This window comes from Dactylosporangium sp. CA-233914, from assembly GCF_050942935.1.
GTDB lineage: Bacteria > Actinomycetota > Actinomycetes > Mycobacteriales > Micromonosporaceae > Dactylosporangium.
The window spans coordinates 8,363,652-8,381,594 of sequence record NZ_CP192030.1 but is presented as its reverse complement, the minus strand read 5'-3'; the positions used below and the strand labels follow the sequence as shown (position 1 = coordinate 8,381,594).

The following is a 17,943-nucleotide window of genomic DNA, read 5'->3' as shown; positions in this document are numbered from 1 at the left end:
AGTAAGTCGCCAATTAAGTTCTTCGGGCAGGTCAGAGCCGGTGGACTCGACTGCGTCGGCGCGGGCGCGCTGCCGGTACGGCGTTACCGTGCAAGTGTGCGAAAAACGGGTCGTCGGGAAGTCGGCGGCGCTGCGATGATCGGGCGGTGATGCACGAGGGGGAGGCGCACACCGACGCCGAGCTGGTCCGGGGTCTCGTCGCGGCGCAGTTCCCGCGATGGGCCGGGCTGCGCGTCACGCCCCTGCCGTCGTACGGCACCGACAACGCGATCTACCGGCTGGGCGACGCCTACAGTGTCCGGCTGCCGCGCATCCCGGCGGCGCTGGGGCAGGTCGAGCTGGAGCGGCGCTGGCTGCCCGTGCTCGCCCCGCACCTGCCCGCCGAGGTGCCCGAGCCGGTCGCGGTCGGGGCACCGGCGCTGGAGTATCCGCACCCGTGGGCGGTGTACCGCTGGATCGAGGGCACCAACCCCGTGACGCCCGACGGCCTCGCCGCGCCCCTGGCCGCCTTCGTCGCCGCGCTGCGGCGCATCGACACCGCCGGCGGCCCGCCCGCCGGCCCCGGCGGGCGGGGCGGGAGCCTGCGCGGGCGCGACATGACGGGCTGGATCGCCCAGCTGGCCGGCGAGTACGACCCGGCCCTGCTGAGCGCCGTCTACGAGGCCGACCGCTCGGCGCCTGCGTGGGACGGCCCGCCGGTGTGGGTCCACGGCGACCTGCACGCCGGGAACCTGCTGGTCCGCGACGGCGGGCTCGCCGCGGTGCTCGACTGGAGCTGCCTCGCCGTCGGTGACCCCGCGGTGGACCTGCTCCCGGCCTGGCTGCTGCTGGACGCCGCCGGGCGCGCCGAGTTCCGCGAGCGCCTCGACCCGGACGAGGCGAGCTGGCGGCGCGGCCGGGCGTGGGCGTTCGCGATGGGCCTCGCCGCGCTGCCGTACTACCGCGACACGAACCCGTTCCTGGCGAACCTCGGCCGCTACGCGATCACCGAGGTCCTGGCCGAGGTCGGTTGACACGGGCCCGGGCGCCCCGCGGCTCGATGCTCAGGCGTAGGTGTTGAGCAGGTCGCCGCTGTCCAGCACCGTGCTGAGCTGATGCAGCTTCTCTTGCCGTTCTTGAGCTGGCTCTTGAGCTCGTCGGTGGACAGGCTCAGCGCCTTGGACACCGAGGCCGGCGGGTCCTGTCCGTCCTTGGGCCGGTGCGAGGCCAGCTCGATGGTGTACGAGCTCCAGATCGCGCTGATGCCGCTGATGGAGGTCACGTCTGCTCCGTCCGTGGTGCCGTACTGCCGGATCATGCTTCGCCCTCGCCGAGCCTTTGCCAGCCGGACGGGTGGTTACCGGCTCGCCGGGTAGGTTGGTGCCGTGCTCGACTGGGGCGAACGCGACACCGCAGACATCGACCGCGACTGGCTGGAGGCCGCGGCCGGTCTCGCTCGGGCGCGCGGCGGCGCCGCCCAGCTCTGCGTGGTCCGCGACGGGACGGTGGTGCTCGACCGCGCCTATGGCTGCGGGCCCGGCGCGCTGTTCTGGATCTTCTCGACCAGCAAGCCGTTCGCGGCCCTGCTCGTGCACCGGCTCGTCGAGCGCGGCGCCCTCGGCCTGGACGACCCACTCGCCACGCACTGGCCGGAGTTCGCGGCGCGGGGCAAGGAGCGCATCACGGTGCGCCACGTGCTCCAGCACCGCTCCGGCCTGCCCGTCGCCCGCTCCTCGCTGCTCGACGCGCTGGCGATGACCGACTGGGACGCGTCCGTGCGGGCGGTCGAGCGGGCCCGCCCGCGGTTCGCGGCCGGGGAGGGGCCCGCGTACCAGTACGTCAGCTACGGCTTCCTGCTCGGCGAGCTCCTGCGCCGCGTCACCGGCGATCCGGTCCGTGAGCTGCTGGCCGCGGAGATCCTGCACCCGCTGGAGATGCGCGACACGTACCTCGGGCTGCCGGACGAGCACTGGGGCCGGCACGTGCCGATCCACGGGCGCGCAACGGGGCCGCAGGTCGCCGCCGCGTATCTCAACCGCCGCTCCACCCGCCGGGCCGTCATCCCGGCCGCCGGGGTCTCGACCACGGCCCGCGACCTCGCGGTGCTCTACGCGCAGCTGGTCGCCGGCGGTGGGCGGCTGCTGAGCCCGGCGACGCTCGCGGTCGCGACCACGCCCACCAGCGACGGCACCGTCGACGGGCTCATCCGCCTGCCGATCCGCTGGTCACACGGGTTCCAGCTGGGCGGCCCCGGCCTGGATGCGGACCGGCCGCGCCCGTTCGGCCGCACGTCGAGCCCGCTCACCTTCGGCCACAACGGCAGCAACGTCTGTGTGGCGTGGGCGGACCCGACGCGCCGGCTCGTGATGGTGTATCTCACGAACCTCCTCGAGCCCCGCCACGACGGCGCCGCCGCCCAGAATGCGGTCAGCGAGGCCGTCCTGGCCGCCTGCCCGCCGGTGCCGCCCAATCCGCCGAACCCCGCGAATCGGGACGGTCACATCCGGCCGTAAAGGTCGCGGAGCAGGCCGATCTCGCCGCCGTGGTGCATCGTTTCGCGGTTCACGTGCGCGATCAGGCCGCCGCCATCGGATCGGCGGAGAAATAGGCGCCCCGGCGTCCCAGCGGGGTCCGCATCGCCTCGTCGTCGAGGGCCGCGATGCGATCGCGTCATTGCCGGTAACTGTCGTGCAGCATCGCCGGGCCGCCGGCCGCGTCGTGCGGGAGATCCCCGGGAACGTGGCCCGGGTCGAACATGTCGGGGTCGCCGGGCTCGCCGGCGGCCAGGAACGCGGCGCGGCCGGTCCCGGTCGGCGGGCCGGGAACGCGGCGCGGCCGGTGCCGGGCGGCGGGAAGAACGCGCTCGTCCGCGTGGTGAAACAGCCGACGGCGAGGTGCATCATGCGCCAGGCGATCGTGGTCGGCGGCGGCGGCGTGGCGCGGGTGGCGGCGCCGTCGACGCGGAATCGGCCGTCGTCACCGGCCCGCACGCTCCAGCAGCCGGCGACCGGCTCCCAGAAGTATTCGGGGTCCGTGCGGCCTTTCAGGCGCGGCCACAGGTGGGCGTCCCAGTAGAACTCCAGCTACGCGACGAGCAGGCGGGCCCCAGTCCGGCGGCGGTGCGCTCACGCGGTTAGCCTAGACCGGTCAAGGCGGCGGTGCCGACCTTGTAATTGAACCGACACGATCGGTGAAGAACTGATTTCCCCGGCTATCTGGCGGGAAATCAATCTATTGGCGATACTGTTTTCCACCGGGCTCCTTTTCCTAAGTGGTCCCAGTCACCCATGGGAGGTCGGCCGTATGGCCAAGCGTGTTATCCAGGAACTGATCGACGATCTGGACGGTAAGCCCGCGGATGAGAGTCTGACGTTCGGCCTCGACGGCGTGCAGTATTCGATCGACCTGTCCAAGAAGAACGCCGAGAAACTGCGCGCGGCGCTCAAGCCCTACATTTCCGCGGGCACCAAGGTTGGGCGCAGCGCGACCGTTGGGGCCCGAACCGCCTCCGGCCGGGGGCGCGGCACCACGCGCGGGGACCGTGACCAGAACCGGGCCATCCGGGAATGGGCCCAGGGTGCCGGATTCCAGGTTTCCGACCGCGGCCGCATCAAGCAGGAGATCGTCGACCAGTATCACGCCGCCAGCGGCCGTTAATAGCGGCCCGTTCCTTCTCAAGGCCGGGCGGGCGGCGCCGATCGGGCAGGGGTGAACCTGGTCGCGGTGCTCATCGTCCGCAACGAGGCGGCGAATCTCCCCGGTTGCCTGTCGTCGCTGGGCGGTGTCGTCGACGGCGTGCACGTCCACGACACCGGCTCGGCCGACGCCACCGTCGCGCTGGCCCGCTCCCTCGGCGCCACCGTCAGCACGGGGCAGTGGCGTGACGACTTCGCCGCCGCGCGCAACGAGGCCGTCGCGGCGGCCGGGCACCCGGACTGGGTGCTCAGCATCGACGCGGACGACCGGGCGGTCGCGGCCCCGCGGCGGCTGCGCGCCGTCCTGCGGGGTGCCCGGGCCGGTGCGCTGCTGGTGCGGATCGACAACCGGCACGACGATCTGCCGTACACCCACAGCGCGCCCCGCCTCTTCCGCCCCGCCGCCGTGCACTGGGAGGGCCGCGTCCACGAGCGGCTTCTGCCCGGCGACGGAGCCTGGCCCTCCGTCCCGCGTGAGGCGCTGCACATCGTGCACCACGGCTACGAGAACCCCGAACTCCGCCGCCGCAAGGCCGAGCGCAACATCGCCATCGCCGAGCGGGTCCTGGCCGAGTTGGGCGATAAATCGGAAATGTCGGAAATGGCCGCGACGGAGAGCGGGGGCGGCGCCGGCGGCCATGCGGCGAGTGGTGGTGGGTCTGCTGGGAGTGAGGGTGGTGCCGGTGGGCGTGCGGTGAGTGGTGGTGTCGGCAGGCGTGTGGCGAGTGGGGGTGGGTCTGCTGGGAGTGAGGGCGGCGCTGGCGGGCGTGTGGTGAGTGGTGGTGTCGACGGGCGTGCGGGATGTGAGGGCGGGGCGGGGCGTGATGAGCTGGTGGCGATCACGCTGCTTGACCTTGGGCGCAGTTACGTCGGGGCGGGGAGGCTGCAGGAGGCCGTCGACGCGTTCGAGCGGCTCCGCGGGCGGACGGCCCTGGGCGACCGGCAGTGGGTGCTCGGCACCGACGCGCTGGCCCGTCTGCTGCTGGGGGCCGGGCACGACGACGTCGTGGTGTTCCTCGCCCGGCAGTTGCGGGAGCAGGGCGTCGATCGGCAGTACTGTGACTGGCTCGAGGCCCAGGCGCTCGCCCAGCTCGGGCACGCCGACGAGGCGTGGCGACTCCTGCGCGGCGTCCGCCAGGTGATGGACCCGGCCGGCCGCGTCTACCCCCCGTCCCACCTGGCGGCGCTCAAGCGCCTCCTCGGCGAGCTCGTCGCCGTCCGGCCGCGCGGTTAAAGGTCCGGACCGAGGCGCTCGCTCATGAGCGGCCGGATCGACACCGGCCCGCCGGTGCCCGCGGCGATCTCCACCGCGCGCTCCAGCGAGTCGACGTCGATCAGCCAGTACGACATGAAACTCCCCGGGCCCGTGCCGCCCCGGACCGCCACCGTCAGGCCCGGGTCGGTCATCCAGCCGCAGTCGAGCAGCTCACCGGCCAGGTCGGCGGGCGGCGCCGCCCCCTCGGCGTGCAACAGCAGGAACCTCGTCATGCCCAGAGGTCGGAGCCGGGGCGCGGAACACTACACGGCGGCGCGGGGCTCGCCGTGGTACGTGCCGAAGGACCACAGGTTGCCCTCCGGGTCGCGCACCGCGAACTCGCGCGAGCCGTAGTCGGTGTCGTTGAGCTCCCGCAGCACCGTCGCGCCGGCGGCGGTCGCGCGGCGGTAGAGGGCGTCGGGGTCGCGGCACACGACGTAGCAGCCGGCCATCCCCGGCGTGAGCTTCCAGGGCGAGGCGCCGGCGTCGCGGTCGCTGCCCAGCATGACGCCGCCGCCCTCGGGCCAGCTCAGCTGGGCGTGCTCGACGAGGTCGCCCTCGCCGTACACGGCGGTCTCCTCGAAGCCGAACGCGTCGACCAGGAATCGGATCAGGGCGCGGGCGTCGCGCGCCCGCAGCGTGGGCCACACCTGCGGCGGCGGGGTCTTGTCGTCATCACTCATACAGCCGAGTCTGCCGCGGCCAGGTCCACCGGCGATTGCACGTTTCGGAACTCCGCCGCCCACCAGCGCGCCGGCGGCAGGCCGGCCAGGGCGGCGAACTCGCGGGTGAGGTGGGCCTGGTCGTAGTACCCGCAGGCCACGGCCAGCTCGGCGAGCGGGTACGCGCCGGCCGCGTCCTGCAGCAGCCGCCGGGCCCGGTCGAAGCGGGCCACCCGGGCGGCGACCTTCGGCGACAGGCCGATCTCGACGCCGAAGCGGCGGGCCAGGTAGCGCCCGCTCCACCCCGTCTGCGCGGCCAGCTCCGCCGGGCTCACCGCCCCGCCGGTCGCGCACAGCCGCCGCCAGGCGAACGCCACCTCGGGCGCGGGTGCCCCGCCGGCGTCGGCGCGCCGGGTCAGCAGCTCGTCGACGACGCGGAAGCGGTCCGGCCAGCTCGCGGCCAGCGCGGCGCGCTCGCGCAGCTCGGCCGCGAGCGGCCCGAGCACGTCGGCGCCGTCGAGGTCGGCCCCGGCCAGCTCGCCGGCGGGCAGGCCGAGCAGCGCCCGGGCGCCCAGCGGCGACAGGGCGATCTGGATGCCGGAGCTGGTGCCCTCCTGCTCGATGAGGGCCGGGGTGGTGTGCAGGCCGCCGACCAGGGTGTCGTACACCCCGGGCGGTGCCGCCGGGTCGGGGTGCGCGGCGACCCGCAGCGGCTCGTCGAGCGTGATGACGAGCGTGAGGTACGGCGAGGGCAGGCCCCGGTGCCGGCCCGGCGGAAGCCCGCGTTGCGCGTAGCCGGTGTAGAAGGCCGCGTGCGGGCGGACCGCCGGGGCGGGCCGCCAGCGAACGTGCGCCGACTCCATGCGCCCCAGCCTAAGCCCGGCGCTCAGGCGGTGCGGCGGTCCGAGCGGTTCATCGGCCAGGTCGTCGTGGGCGGGGCCAGGTCCGGCTCGGTGATCTGCTCGGTGGCGTCGTCGGCGAGGGCGGCCTGCACCGTGCGATACGTCGGGATGGTGCTCAGCGTCCCGCCCTCACGCAGCGTGTGCACGACCTGCGCGTTCGGCGCGGCCAGGACCAGCGAGCCGCCCTGCTCGGCGGCGATGCCCGCGGTCACGCGCAGCATCGTCACGCCGGTGCCGTCAATCGTGGCGACGGCCGCCAGATCGACGACGATGCGCAGCTCCGGTCGCAGCAGCGCCTGGGACAGTGCCGTCTCCAGCTGCATCGCGCTGGCCGCCACCAGCGCCCCGTGACAGGACAACACCGTGGCGGCAGCGAGTCGTTCCACCGCGAGGGTCAGTGCTGCCATGATGCGACGATACGGATTGCGGTGACGTTGGGTGAACCGCTGTCCAGCCGGTAACCCCGGCCGTCCGGCCGGTGCCCGCACCACCGGACGTCGCGGTGGGTGATCGTCTGGACGGCGGCGACCGTCGCCCGGCCGGATGATTCCGGCGCGATTTCGCCCCGGTGTGCAACCCGATGACCGGTTCGCGCGTCACGGTTTCGAGCTACCGCGATCCGACCGTCACGCTGAGTGATCGACCTTCATGGATGACCCCGGCCGTGCTCGCCTGCCGTGCGATATTGACGATAATCACGGTTCTGTGGCAATCGGCAAGAGTGCCAACCCCTTGCGAAAACCCTTCGGCCTTCGGCGTGGCGCCCACCGGTATGGACGGCGACGATAGTGTGCGTTGTCAATACGATCTCGAACCCGGCGCCCGGGGCCAGCGGTGAACCCGCTCGGTTCCGCGTGTCGTCGTAAGGAGGTTTCATGGTGAGAAAAGGCCTGGCCACGACCGCGGCTGTCGCCTTGGCCATCCCGGTGCTCGTCGCGTTGCCGGCCGCGCCGGCGCTGGCGGCCCCGGCGAAGGCCCCGGAGAAGGCGTCCGCGGGCGTGTCCGACGTGCGGGAGATGACCCGCACGAACTTCACGCTGGACGGCAAGGTCGTCGACACGTCGAAGATGGCGAGCACGAAGGCGCAGCAGCGCTCGACGCTCGCCGCCGCCGGCACGCCGGCGGTCGGCACCGTTCGTCAGTGGCTGGGTTCGGACGACTTCAACGGCACGCTGTACCGCAAGGACTACGTCCTTCGCGGTGTCGGCGAGCACATTGAGGTCTGGGTCGCCGTCGACACCTCGTTCCCGGCCAGCGACTGCCGCAACCAGGTGGCGAACACCACCACGGTGACCGACGCCCAGGTGGCGAACTTCATCAAGGAGTTCGACACCAACATGTACCCGAAGGAGACCGCCGCCTTCGCCACCCCGCCGGACCGGGACGGCAGCAACGCACTGCTCGGCCCGGACAGCAGCGGCAACGGTGGCGTCTACACCGGCGCCGGCAACAAGACGGTGACGCTGGTCGACAACGTCCGGGACGACAACTACTACAACTTCCCGGCCGCGCCGACCTACATCGCCGGCTTCTTCTCCTCGCAGTTCAACGAGCTGTTCGACCGCAACGTCATGACGATCGACGCCTACGACTGGGAGCACCGCACCGGTGCCAACCCGGTGGACGCGCCGACGTCGGACCTGTGCACCAGCCGCCCGGCCCGCCCGCGCCTCTACGAGGGTACGTTCGCGCACGAGTGGCAGCACCTGGTCGAGTACTACTCGGACCCGAACGAGACGACCTGGATGAACGAGGGCCTGTCGGACTTCGCGCAGACGCTCACCGGGTACGTCGACGGGACCAAGACGGTCTTCGACAAGGGCGGCGACAGCCACCTGTACTGCTTCCAGGGCTTCGGTGGCGTCCAGACGCCGTACAACCCGAACCCGCGCGACTGCAACGGTGCCCAGAACTCGCTCAACCTCTGGGGTGAAGGTACCAACGGCAACGGCGTGCTCGCCGACTACGGCAACGCCTACGAGCTGATGCTGTACCTCTACGACCGCTTCGGTCAGGACATCATCGAGCGGCTCCACCGCGACGGTGATCTGCAGGGCCTGGCGAGCCTCGACGCCGCCGTGAAGGCGGAGGGCGCCAAGGACGTCTACTCGGTCCTGCATGACTACCAGAGCATGGTGCTGCTCGACAAGATTGTCGGCGACTCGCAGTGGGGCATCGTCCTGGGCGCCGACAAGAAGAAGGTCACGTCCAAGAGCCTGCGCTCCACGGTCAACCTGGACAACCCGCACTCCAACGACAAGCCCGGTGCGGCCCCGAACGGTGCGGACTACGTCCTGTTGCAGAAGAACGGCAAGGCGCTGGCCGGCAAGGACCTGCGTTCGCTGAAGTTCAGTGGCGCCACGTCCCTGCCGACCCTGCCGCTGGCCTGGACGCTGGTCAACAACGACCCCGACCGCTCCGGCAACTCGGTGCTGTTCTCCGGCAACGCGAACAACACCGACGCATCCGCGGTCCTGTCGGTGACCGTGCCGACCACCAACCCGACGCTGTCCTTCCTCGCGAAGTACGGCGCCGAGCTCGGCTACGACTACGGCTACGTGCAGGTGTCGACCGACGGTGGCAGCACGTACACCTCGATCCCGGGTGACAAGACCGTCGACGCGCCGCTCGGCCCCGGCCTGAACGGCACGACGACCGGGTTCGAGCCGCACAACTTCGACCTGTCGGCGTACGCCGGCAAGTCGATCCTCGTGGCCTTCCGTTACGTCAGTGACGGCGGCGTCAACGAGGGCGGCCTCCTGCTCGACGACATCAAGCTCGGCGGCACGCTGCTGAGCGACGGCTCCAGCCTGGCGCCGTTCAAGTCGCCGACGCAGATCAAGCCGACCACGGTCAAGAACTGGAACGTCAAGCTCGTCGGCATCGACGAGGCCCACGCCTTCGCGTGGCAGTTCGAGTTCAACGGCCAGAACAACCTGCAGCTCAACTGGATCCAGCTGGCGCTGCTGTCGCTGTTCCCGAAGGTCGTGGCCATCGTGGTCTACGACGAGCCGACGGAGCAGGTGCAGCAGTACGCGCCGTACACCCTCACGGTGAACGGCGTCGTCCAGCCGGGCGGCGGCGGAGCCTGACGGTTGGTGTTCTGAAGGCGGCCCCATCGTCCACCGCGGACGGTGGGGCCGCTTTAGGATTCGGCGGTGCCGCAGACGCCGAAGCCACCGCTGGAAATGCCGCTCGTCCGCGTGCGGTGCGAGGGGGAGTGGCACGAGCTCCGCTTCGCCGGCGGCCGGCTCACCGCGGTGGACCGCCCCGGCCACGTCGAGCGCGAACTGGCCCTGCACGCACTGGGCGGCGATCCGCCGGGCGGCTGCGCCGGCGCGGCGCTGGCCTGGCGCACCGGTTCCCGCCGCACCCTGCCGCGCGCCCTGCGCGCCTTCCGGGCCGAGCTGCAGCACCATATCGAGGCGGGCGACGCCGGCACGGTGGAGGCGCTGCTGGACGCCGGGATGGATCCCCGCGTGACGTTCCCGGACGGCCTGACGCTGCTGCACCTGCTGCCGTGGCTGGCGCCCGGCCCCGCGCGGCTGCGGCTGCTGGACCGGCTGCTCGCGGCGGGCCTGGACCCGCGGGCCCGTTCGGCGCGCGGCTACACGGTGCGTGCCATCGTCGCGCACCGGGAGGCCGGTGCGGAGCTGCTCGACGCCCTCACCCGGGCGGGTGGCTGACAACTCACCCCGGCGGCGCACGCCGCGGCCCGCTTGAATCCCGCCCTCCGGGGCATGAGCGGCGTGGGTGGCGGTCCTTTTGTCAGCAACTGCGAATACCGGCAGGGAGATACGCTAGGCCAGAGGTGCGTGACGCGTGGTAGTGTTTCATCGATCAATATCGATGATTGCTGTTCATCGGGAGAACCTCATGACCGCTACGACGGAGGCGGCCCTGCGGCTGCCGTTCGACCGGCCCAACGTCCTGCAGATCGCCCCGCTCTACGACGTGCTGCGCCGCGAGGCGCCGATCACGCTGGTGACCACGCCCGCCGGGGACCCGGCGTGGCTCGTGACCGCCTACGCCGAGGCGCGGCAGATCTTCGGGGACAAGCGGTTCGGGCGCTCGCACCCGGAGCCCGAGCGGGCCTCGCGTATCACCCACGCCGCGCTGCAGGAGGGGCCGACCGGGGACTACGAGACCGAGGAGCGCGAGCACACCCGGATGCGGCGCATGCTCGCGCCCGCGTTCTCCGCGGCCCGGATGCGCCGGCTCGGCGCGCACATCGAAGAGCTTACCCAGCGCTGCCTCGACGACATGCAGGCCGCCCGGGATGCGCACCCCGACGAGCCGGTGAACCTGCACGAGCTGCTGTCGTTCCCGCTGCCGGTGCTGGTGATCTGCGAGCTGCTCGGGGTGCCCTACGAGGACCGGGGACACTTCCGGCGGCTGTCGGAGCGGGTCGGGCTCATCGACGGCGGCGCGGACGCGCAGGCGGCGATGGCGGAGTTCAGGGAGTACACCTCCGGGCTGGCGGACCTCAAGCGCGCGGACCCGCAGCCCGACGTCATCTCCGACCTCGTCGCGGCACAGGCCGACGACCCGACGCTCGCCGACGACGAGGTGGCGCGGCTCGCGGCCGGGCTGATCTTCGCGGGGCACGAGACCACGTCGACCCGCATCGATCTCGGCACGCTGCTGCTGCTCGCGGACCTGCGCCGGCGCGACCGGTTCCTCGCCGACCCCGACGGCGAGGTCGCGGCGACCGTCGAGGAGATCCTGCGCATCACCGCGCCCGGCGGTCTCGGGCTGCTGCGTTACGCCCATGACGACGTCGAGGTCGGCGGCGTCACGATCGCCCGCGGCGACGCGGTCATCATCTCCAGCAATGCCGCCAACCGCGACGCGAGCGTCTTCGCCGACCCGGCCGAGTTCGACGTGGACCGCCGGCCCAACGTGCACCTCGCGTTCGGCCACGGCGCGCACGTCTGCATCGGCGCCAACCTCGCCCGCACCGAGCTGCGCACCGTGTTCCCGGCGCTGCTGCGCCGCTTCCCGGGCCTGCGGCTGGCCGTGGACGTCGACGAGATCGAGGTCCACAACAACCGGCTCACGGGCGCGGTCGACCGGGTCCCAGTGGTGTGGTGATGAAGGCGGCGTGGTGATGGAGGTGGTGTGGTGATGAAGGTCCGGGCCGACACCTCGGTGTGCGTGGCCTCGGGCATGTGCGTGCTCAACGTGCCCGACGTCTTCGACCAGCGCGAGGAGGACGGGCTCGTCGAACTCCTCGACGAGCAGCCGCCGCAGGAGCGGCACGAGGCGGTCCGCATGGCCGTGCTCGGGTGCCCCTCCGGCGCGCTCAGCGTCGAGGAGTAACGTGGGGTCCACGCTCGGCAAGGTTCGCGGTCACGATTTGGACGCGTGTATTACGGTTGAGGAGCCAAACGGACGCCGCGACGCCGCAGTCACACCTGCTTGACGTGCCGGCCGCGGGAGGCGGATGCCACCGCGGCCAGCAGCGTCATCAGCGTCGCCGCGCCGAACACCACCACCAGGCCGTCGTGGAACGGCTGCGCGATGAGGTTCGGGAAGAACTCGTGGCCGGTCAGCGTCGCGGTGTTCGCGGGCGGCAGGGTCGGCAGCACGCCGCTGGGCGCCAGCAGGTGCTCGACCGGGTTGCTGCCCAGGAACGCCGCGAAGAGGGTGCTCACCGGCGGCAGGGCGGCCACCGAAGCGGCCACGTCGTGCGGCACGCCCTGGGCGGACAGGCCCGTCGTGAGCGTCTGCGGCAGCGTGCTCGCCAGGCCGGCCACCATCAGCGAGAAGAACACGCCGATGGACAGTGACGTGCCGGCGTTCTGGAACGTGGCGCGCATGCCGGAGGCGACGCCGCGCTGCCCGGGCGGGACGCTGCTCATGATCGCCGAGGTGTTCGGCGCGGAGAACATGCCCTGGCCCAGGCCGCTGAGCAGCAGCAGGCCGGCGAAGAGCGGATACGGGAAGTCGATCGGGATCAGCAGCAGCCCGGCGAAGGAGGCCGCCACCAGCAGCAGGCCGGTGGTGGAGAACAGGCGGGCGCCGAAGCGGTCGGAGAGGTAGCCGCAGATCGGGCCGGCGACGAGGAAGCCGGCGGTCAGCGGCAGCATGAAGATGCCGGCCCACAGCGGGGTGTCCTCGAACTGGTAGCCGTGCAGCGGCAGCCAGATGCCCTGCAGCCAGATGATGAGCATGAACTGCATGCCGCCGCGGGCGACGGCGACCAGCAGCGCGGCCAGGTTGCCCGCGGCGAACGCGCGGACCCGGAACAGCGCCAGGCGGAACATCGGGTGCGCCACGCGCGACTCGATGACCACGAACGCGATCAGCAGCAGCACGCCCAGGCCGATGCCGCCGAGCACGCGGGGGCTGGTCCAGCCGGTGGGGTGGCCGCCGTAGGGCTGGATGCCGTACGTCATCGAGGCGAGGATCAGCGCGGTGCCCGCGGCGAAGGTGAGGTTGCCGGCCCAGTCCACGCTCGCGCGGTGGCGCTCACCGGTCTCGCGCAGGCTGCGGTACGACCAGATCGTCCCGACGACCCCGACCGGCACGCTGACCCAGAACACGGCCCGCCAGTCGATCGTGGCCAGCACCCCGCCGAGCAGCAGGCCCAGGAACTGCCCGGCGAGCGCGGTGATCTGGTTGACGCCCAGCGCCATGCCGCGCTGGCGCGCCGGGAACGCGTCGGTGAGGATCGCCGCCGAGTTGGCCGTGAGCATCGCCCCGCCGAACGCCTGCACGATGCGCCAGCAGATGAGCCACATCGCCCCGGCGCCGGCGCGGAACGGGTCGAAGGAGAGCGCGACCGAGGCGATGGCGAAGATCAGGAAGCCGAGGTTGTACATCCGGACGCGGCCGAACATGTCCCCGAGGCGCCCGAGCGCGACGACCAGCACCGCGGAGACGAGCAGGTACCCCATGATCATCCACAGCAGGTAGCCGATGTTGCCCGGCGCGAGGGGGTCCAGCCCGATGCCGCGGAAGATGGCCGGCAGCGAGATGATGACGATCGAGGAGTCGATGGTCGCCATGAGCATGCCGAGCGTGGTGTTCGACAGTGCGATCCACTTGTACCGGTCGGGCCGGGTCTCGGTGAGCGTCGCGATGCTCACAGCTCCTCCGCCAGGCGGTCCAGGAGGCGGGCGGCCTCGACCAGGGACGCCTGCTCGGCGGCGCTGAGGTGGCCGATCGCCTCGGCCAGGGCCTGGGTCTTGAGCGAGCGGCGGTCGGTGATGAGCCGGCGGCCCTCGTCGGTGATGCTCATGAGGACGCGGCGCCCGTCGCTGGGGTCGGGGGAGCGGCTCACCAGGCCGCGCTGCTCGAGGGCCTGCAGCGTGGTGCCCATCGCCTGCGGCTTGACCCGCTCGTGGCCGGCGAGTTCCCCGGGCGCGGCCGGGCCGACGCGGTCCAGCCGCGACAGCACCGAGGCCTCCGACAGCGTCAGATCGCCCGGCACATGCGTCTGCCGTAACCGCCTGACCAGCCGCCCGACGGCGATCTGCAGCGCGGCGGCGGTGCTCTCGATCTCCATATACTAAATGTAGACTGATAAACCTGGACTGACGAATTGGCGTGGCGCCCCCTCCGGATCGTCGTCCAGGAGGTGCCGTTGGCCGAGACCTTGGGTGGCGGTGTCACCGGCGACCGCGCGGTTCCGTCAAGTGGCGGGTTTTGATGTCTGACGCTTCGGGCACGTGCTGTCACAGATGGGCACGTCGTCGTGTCCGCAGGCGCCTGGGAGGTGCACGTTGGCTGACACACAATCCGCATCGGCCCCGACCGGCGGAGTGATCCGAAGTCTGATCCCCGCCCGGATCGACCGCCTGACGTGGGCGCCCTTCCACACCCGGATGGTGATCGCGCTGGGCGCGGCCTGGGTGCTCGACGGCCTCGAGATCACCATCGCCAGCGCCGTCGGGGCCGTGCTCAACAAGCAGGAGACCCTCGGACTGTCCAGCACGCAGGTCGGTGCGATCGCCACCGTCTACCTGCTCGGCGAGGTCTTCGGCGCTTTGTTCTTCGGCCGCCTCTCCGACGCCCTCGGCCGGCGCAACCTGTTCATCGTCACCCTCGGCGTCTACCTCGCCGGCAACGCACTGACCGCGCTGACCTGGGGCAACGACGTCGCCGGGATCATCTTCCTGTACCTGACGAGATTCATCGCCGGCGCCGGCATCGGCGGCGAGTACGCCGCCATCAACTCCGCCATCGACGAGATGATGCCCGCGAGGTATCGCGGCCGCGTCGACATCGGCGTCAACGGCACCTACTGGGGCGGCGCGATCGTCGGCACGCTCGGCACGTACGTGCTGCTCAACCACATCTCGCTGAACATCTCCTGGCGCCTGGGCTTCCTGATCGGCCCGATCATCGGCCTGCTGATCTGGAACCTGCGCCGCCACCTGCCGGAGAGCCCGCGCTGGCTGATCATGCACGGCCGCGAGCAGGAGGCCGAGGAGGCTCTAGCCCAGATCGAGCGCGACGTGGAGCGCTCCGGCCAGCGCCTGGGCCCGGTCGACGAGAACCACGCCCTGCAGGTCAAGCCCGCCGCCGGGCACGGCTACCTGGCGCTGATCAAGGTCCTGTTCACGCGGCTGCCGGCCCGCTCGACGCTGTCGGCAACCCTGATGATCACGCAGTCGTTCCTGTACAACGCGATCTTCTTCACCTACACCCTGGTGCTGTCGAAGTTCTACCACGTCGATGCCGAGAAGACCCCGATCTACCTGATCGCCTTCGCCGTGGGCAACCTGGCCGGCCCGCTGCTGCTCGGCCACCTCTTCGACACCCTGGGCCGGCGCAGGATGATCGCCGGCACCTACATCCTCTCCGGCGTCCTGCTGGCCGTCTCGGCCTGGATGTTCGACGCCGGCATCCTCAACGCGTTCACGCAGACGCTCGCCTGGTGCGTCATCTTCTTCTTCGCCTCGGCGGGCGCCAGCTCCGCGTACCTCACCGTCTCGGAGATCTTCCCGCTGGAGATCCGCGCCCAGGCGATCGCGGTGTTCTTCGCCATCGCCCAGTGCTTCGGCGCGATCGGCCCGATCTTCTACGGCTGGCTGATCGGCGAGGGCACCGACCCGGGCAAGCTGTTCATCGGCTATCTGATCGGCGCCGCGGTGATGATCATCGGCGGCGTGGTGGAGACGTTCCTGGGCGTCGATGCCGAGGGTCGGTCGCTGGAGCACGTCGCGACGCCGCTGACCGCGGTCTCGGTCGGCGGCACCCGCATGGACGAGTAACGGCTCGGCATCGCTGCGTTGCGGTTGAGCGGCACCCGGTTCCCCGGTCGCCGCTCGCTCAGGACGGTTCCCGTGTCGTCCATTCCAGCAGTGACCGCCAGTCGGCGGGGGAGGGCCGGTGATCCGCGTCCTCGCCGATGCGGACCTCGGCGCGCGGCAGCCGGGCGGCGATGAGCGGGGCGTCGGGGACCGCGCGGCCGGGGTCGTGGCGCCCGGCCCAGACCAGGACCCGGCAGGCCACGTCGCGCAGGCGGAAACTCCAGCGGTGGATGTCGGTGGCGAGCCAGTCGCCGGCCACGCCCCGGTGAACGTCATCCCGGGCGTACCCGGCGGCGGCGCGGGTCACGTAGCGCCGGCCCAGCCCCGGGACGTGCCGCAGCGCCCAGACCTGCCGGCGCTCCCGCCCGTGCACGGTGTGCAGTTCGCGGTCCGGGCCGGTGAACGCGGCGACGACCACGCCGGTGAGCCGGTGCGGGAAACGGGCCCCGCAGGCCACCGCGTACGGCGCGCCACCGGAGAACCCGGCGACGCCGAAGCACTCGATGCCCAGCGTGCGCATCAGAACCTCGACGTCGCCGGCGACGCCGAGCAGGGTCGGGCGCCGCGCCGGGGTGGAGCGGCCGTACCCGGGCCGGTCGACGGCGATGAGGCGGATGCCGGCCAGGGCGTTGCCGTCCGGGCGGTCGGCCGGGGAGCCGGGCGTGCCGGGCAGGAACACCACCGGCGCGCCGGCCGGGTCGCCGTGCTCCGCCCAGCTCAGGCGCCGCCCGTCGGGCAACGTGAGGTCCATCAGATGCCTCCAAGGGGACCGTCGCCTTGAGGCGATGGGTGCATTGGACCTCCCGCGGAGCGGGGCAGGGGTAGGCGACACGAACGTGTAGCCGTCACCTGCAGCTGGATGTTGGCGGTGTGTATTATTGCCATATGGCTCCTGGGTGCAGTGCAGGTTTCCGCCGGGGCGGCGTACGACCTCGGATACCCCACATTGTGTGGTGCCCGAAGTACCGCCGCCCAGTGCTGACCGGCACGATCGAGCCGTGGCGTAAGGAACGTGCCCGGTGAGGCGCGCGTACAAGTTCCGGCTGCGCCCGACCAGCAAACAGGCCGACGCGCTCACGGCGTGCGTGGAGGACCACCGGCAGCTCTACAACGCCGCGCTGCAGGAACGCCGGGATGCCTACCGGGCGGCGGGTGTCTCGATCCGCTACGGTGAGCAGTCCGCTCAGCTCAAGGACATCCGTCGCGCCGACCCGGACCAGGGCCGCTGGTCGTTCTCGTCCCAGCAGGCCACCCTCCGCCGCCTCGACAAAGCCTTCGCCGCGTTCTTCCGCCGCGTCAGGACTGGTCAGGCGCCCGGCTACCCTCGATTCAAGGGGGTTGGCTGGTTCGACACCGTCGAGTGGCCGAAGGACCGTGACGGGTGCCGCTGGGACTCCACCCCCGATTCGGGCCAGACCCGCGTCTACCTGCAGGGCGTCGGGCACGTGCGGGTGCACGCGCACCGCACGGTGGAAGGCGCTGTCAAGACGATCTCGGTCAAGCGGGAGGGTCGCCGCTGGTTCGTGGTGCTGTCGTGCGATGAGGTTCCCGCTAAACGACTGCCCGAGACCGGCAGCGCAGTCGGAGTTGATGTGGGTGTCGCGTCGTTCCTGATGACCTCCGACGGTGCGCAGATCCCCAACCCGCACCACGGCCGTCGCAACGCCGGACGTCTTGCTGCCGCACAGCGTGACCTCGCCCGTAAGAAGCGTGGCTCGAACCGCCGGCGGAAAGCCCGTGAACGGGTTGCCGCACATCACGCGCGGGTGCGTCGGCAGCGGCTTGACCACGCCCACAAGACGGCGTTGTGGCTGGTCCGTCACCACGATGTGATCGCGCACGAAGACCTGCGGATCGCCAACATGACCCGTTCTGCGTCCGGCACCGTCGAGAAGCCGGGCGTGCATGTCACCCAGAAGTCCGGGCTCAACCGATCGATCCTTGACGCGGGTTGGGGGGTGTTCCTCAACGTGTTGCACGCCAAGGCTGAAAGTGCCGGACGTGTTGTCGTTGCGGTGAACCCGGCCAACACCTCTCGCACGTGCCCGGAATGCGGGCATTGCGCGCGGGAGAACCGTGTCACCCAAGCTGGCTTCGCCTGCGTCTCCTGCGGATTCGCCGCGCACGCGGACGTGGTCGGCGCCACGAACGTACTCAGGGCCGGACTGGTCCTTCTGTCCGCCTGAG

At 71.5% G+C, this 17,943-nt stretch carries 19 protein-coding genes; 11 read left to right on the top strand and 8 right to left on the bottom strand.

Annotated features, from left to right (window positions below):
* The first annotated feature begins 149 nt into the window (after nucleotides 1-149).
* Entirely contained in the window at nucleotides 150-1,013 is an 864-nt protein-coding gene (locus ACQPY0_RS37485) for an aminoglycoside phosphotransferase family protein (protein ID WP_432995521.1), read from the top strand.
* Here the strand turns inward: ACQPY0_RS37485 and ACQPY0_RS37480 are convergent.
* A complete protein-coding gene (locus ACQPY0_RS37480; protein WP_432971812.1) occupies nucleotides 977-1,261 on the bottom strand; it encodes a hypothetical protein in 285 nt (94 codons plus the stop codon). The two genes, ACQPY0_RS37485 and ACQPY0_RS37480, sit on opposite strands and share 37 nt — an antisense overlap.
* 103 nt (nucleotides 1,262-1,364) lie before the next feature.
* Here ACQPY0_RS37480 and ACQPY0_RS37475 point away from each other — a divergent pair, with 103 nt between their 5' ends.
* The 4 genes from ACQPY0_RS37475 to ACQPY0_RS37460 all read left to right on the top strand — a co-directional run bounded on the left by ACQPY0_RS37475 (nucleotide 1,365) and on the right by ACQPY0_RS37460 (nucleotide 4,908).
* Entirely contained in the window at nucleotides 1,365-2,492 is a 1,128-nt protein-coding gene (locus ACQPY0_RS37475; RefSeq protein WP_432971809.1) for a serine hydrolase domain-containing protein, read from the top strand.
* 175 nt (nucleotides 2,493-2,667) lie between these two features.
* Nucleotides 2,668-3,054, top strand: coding sequence for a hypothetical protein (locus ACQPY0_RS37470; RefSeq protein ID WP_432971806.1), 387 nt, complete (start codon nucleotides 2,668-2,670; stop codon nucleotides 3,052-3,054).
* A 228-nt stretch (nucleotides 3,055-3,282) separates the two neighbouring features.
* Complete coding sequence (locus tag ACQPY0_RS37465; RefSeq protein ID WP_432971803.1) at nucleotides 3,283-3,636, top strand: histone-like nucleoid-structuring protein Lsr2; 354 nt, start codon at nucleotides 3,283-3,285, stop codon at nucleotides 3,634-3,636.
* A 51-nt stretch (nucleotides 3,637-3,687) separates the two neighbouring features.
* Entirely contained in the window at nucleotides 3,688-4,908 is a 1,221-nt protein-coding gene (locus ACQPY0_RS37460) for a glycosyltransferase (protein WP_432971800.1), read from the top strand.
* Here the strand turns inward: ACQPY0_RS37460 and ACQPY0_RS37455 are convergent.
* The 4 genes from ACQPY0_RS37455 to ACQPY0_RS37440 are packed head-to-tail and all read right to left on the bottom strand — an operon-like array spanning nucleotide 4,905 to nucleotide 6,900.
* A complete protein-coding gene (locus tag ACQPY0_RS37455; protein WP_432971797.1) occupies nucleotides 4,905-5,162 on the bottom strand; it encodes a hypothetical protein in 258 nt (85 codons plus the stop codon). The two genes, ACQPY0_RS37460 and ACQPY0_RS37455, sit on opposite strands and share 4 nt — an antisense overlap.
* A 30-nt stretch (nucleotides 5,163-5,192) precedes the next feature.
* Nucleotides 5,193-5,612: a VOC family protein gene (locus ACQPY0_RS37450; protein ID WP_432971794.1), complete on the bottom strand. Its 420-nt coding sequence runs from the start codon at nucleotides 5,610-5,612 to the stop codon at nucleotides 5,193-5,195.
* Nucleotides 5,609-6,454: a helix-turn-helix domain-containing protein gene (locus ACQPY0_RS37445; RefSeq protein ID WP_432971791.1), complete on the bottom strand. Its 846-nt coding sequence runs from the start codon at nucleotides 6,452-6,454 to the stop codon at nucleotides 5,609-5,611. Before ACQPY0_RS37445 ends, ACQPY0_RS37450 begins: the two co-directional genes overlap by 4 nt.
* A 23-nt stretch (nucleotides 6,455-6,477) precedes the next feature.
* Entirely contained in the window at nucleotides 6,478-6,900 is a 423-nt protein-coding gene (locus tag ACQPY0_RS37440) for an STAS domain-containing protein (RefSeq protein ID WP_432971788.1), read from the bottom strand.
* A gap of 468 nt (nucleotides 6,901-7,368) precedes the next feature.
* Here ACQPY0_RS37440 and ACQPY0_RS37435 point away from each other — a divergent pair, with 468 nt between their 5' ends.
* The 4 genes from ACQPY0_RS37435 (at nucleotide 7,369) to ACQPY0_RS37420 (ending at nucleotide 11,815) form a co-directional block, all read left to right on the top strand.
* The gene (locus ACQPY0_RS37435) at nucleotides 7,369-9,585 is read left to right on the top strand and encodes a choice-of-anchor J domain-containing protein (protein ID WP_432971785.1); all 2,217 of its coding nucleotides are present in this window, start codon (nucleotides 7,369-7,371) and stop codon (nucleotides 9,583-9,585) included.
* A gap of 66 nt (nucleotides 9,586-9,651) precedes the next feature.
* A complete protein-coding gene (locus ACQPY0_RS37430) occupies nucleotides 9,652-10,179 on the top strand; it encodes a hypothetical protein (RefSeq protein WP_432971782.1) in 528 nt (175 codons plus the stop codon).
* A 190-nt stretch (nucleotides 10,180-10,369) separates the two neighbouring features.
* Entirely contained in the window at nucleotides 10,370-11,587 is a 1,218-nt protein-coding gene (locus ACQPY0_RS37425; protein ID WP_432971779.1) for a cytochrome P450, read from the top strand.
* Between the two features lie 33 nt (nucleotides 11,588-11,620).
* A complete protein-coding gene (locus ACQPY0_RS37420; protein ID WP_432995519.1) occupies nucleotides 11,621-11,815 on the top strand; it encodes a ferredoxin in 195 nt (64 codons plus the stop codon).
* Between the two features lie 89 nt (nucleotides 11,816-11,904).
* On the opposite strand, the gene ACQPY0_RS37415 is transcribed toward ACQPY0_RS37420, so the two are convergent.
* Nucleotides 11,905-13,587 carry an MFS transporter gene (locus tag ACQPY0_RS37415; RefSeq protein WP_432971776.1) on the bottom strand — a complete coding sequence of 561 codons (1,683 nt, stop codon included), beginning with the start codon at nucleotides 13,585-13,587 and terminating at the stop codon, nucleotides 11,905-11,907.
* On the bottom strand, nucleotides 13,584-14,006 hold the full coding sequence (locus ACQPY0_RS37410) for a MarR family winged helix-turn-helix transcriptional regulator (RefSeq protein WP_432971773.1): 423 nt from the start codon (nucleotides 14,004-14,006) through the stop codon (nucleotides 13,584-13,586). Before ACQPY0_RS37410 ends, ACQPY0_RS37415 begins: the two co-directional genes overlap by 4 nt.
* 256 nt (nucleotides 14,007-14,262) lie before the next feature.
* Between ACQPY0_RS37410 and ACQPY0_RS37405 the strand changes: the two genes are divergently transcribed.
* Entirely contained in the window at nucleotides 14,263-15,717 is a 1,455-nt protein-coding gene (locus tag ACQPY0_RS37405; RefSeq protein WP_432971770.1) for an MFS transporter, read from the top strand.
* Nucleotides 15,718-15,775: 58 nt separating this feature from the next.
* Here ACQPY0_RS37405 and ACQPY0_RS37400 read toward each other — a convergent pair whose 3' ends face one another.
* A complete protein-coding gene (locus tag ACQPY0_RS37400) occupies nucleotides 15,776-16,507 on the bottom strand; it encodes an alpha/beta fold hydrolase (RefSeq protein ID WP_432971767.1) in 732 nt (243 codons plus the stop codon).
* A gap of 268 nt (nucleotides 16,508-16,775) precedes the next feature.
* On the opposite strand from ACQPY0_RS37400, the gene ACQPY0_RS37395 reads away from it, so the two are divergent.
* Entirely contained in the window at nucleotides 16,776-17,942 is a 1,167-nt protein-coding gene (locus ACQPY0_RS37395) for an RNA-guided endonuclease InsQ/TnpB family protein (RefSeq protein ID WP_432971764.1), read from the top strand.
* Nucleotide 17,943 lies beyond the last annotated feature (1 nt).

Excerpts from the sequence above, each read along its gene's own strand:
- ACQPY0_RS37450 (WP_432971794.1), bottom strand. The coding sequence starts at position 5,612 with ATGAGTGATGACGACAAGACCCCGCCGCCGCAGGTGTGGCCCACGCTG.
- ACQPY0_RS37465 (WP_432971803.1), top strand. The coding sequence starts at position 3,283 with ATGGCCAAGCGTGTTATCCAGGAACTGATCGACGATCTGGACGGTAAG.
- ACQPY0_RS37485 (WP_432995521.1), top strand. The coding sequence starts at position 150 with ATGCACGAGGGGGAGGCGCACACCGACGCCGAGCTGGTCCGGGGTCTC.
- ACQPY0_RS37435 (WP_432971785.1), top strand. The coding sequence starts at position 7,369 with ATGGTGAGAAAAGGCCTGGCCACGACCGCGGCTGTCGCCTTGGCCATC.
- ACQPY0_RS37445 (WP_432971791.1), bottom strand. The coding sequence starts at position 6,454 with ATGGAGTCGGCGCACGTTCGCTGGCGGCCCGCCCCGGCGGTCCGCCCG.
- ACQPY0_RS37455 (WP_432971797.1), bottom strand. The coding sequence starts at position 5,162 with ATGACGAGGTTCCTGCTGTTGCACGCCGAGGGGGCGGCGCCGCCCGCC.
- ACQPY0_RS37440 (WP_432971788.1), bottom strand. The coding sequence starts at position 6,900 with ATGGCAGCACTGACCCTCGCGGTGGAACGACTCGCTGCCGCCACGGTG.
- ACQPY0_RS37420 (WP_432995519.1), top strand. The coding sequence starts at position 11,621 with ATGAAGGTCCGGGCCGACACCTCGGTGTGCGTGGCCTCGGGCATGTGC.
- ACQPY0_RS37425 (WP_432971779.1), top strand. The coding sequence starts at position 10,370 with ATGACCGCTACGACGGAGGCGGCCCTGCGGCTGCCGTTCGACCGGCCC.
- ACQPY0_RS37410 (WP_432971773.1), bottom strand. The coding sequence starts at position 14,006 with ATGGAGATCGAGAGCACCGCCGCCGCGCTGCAGATCGCCGTCGGGCGG.
- ACQPY0_RS37400 (WP_432971767.1), bottom strand. The coding sequence starts at position 16,507 with ATGGACCTCACGTTGCCCGACGGGCGGCGCCTGAGCTGGGCGGAGCAC.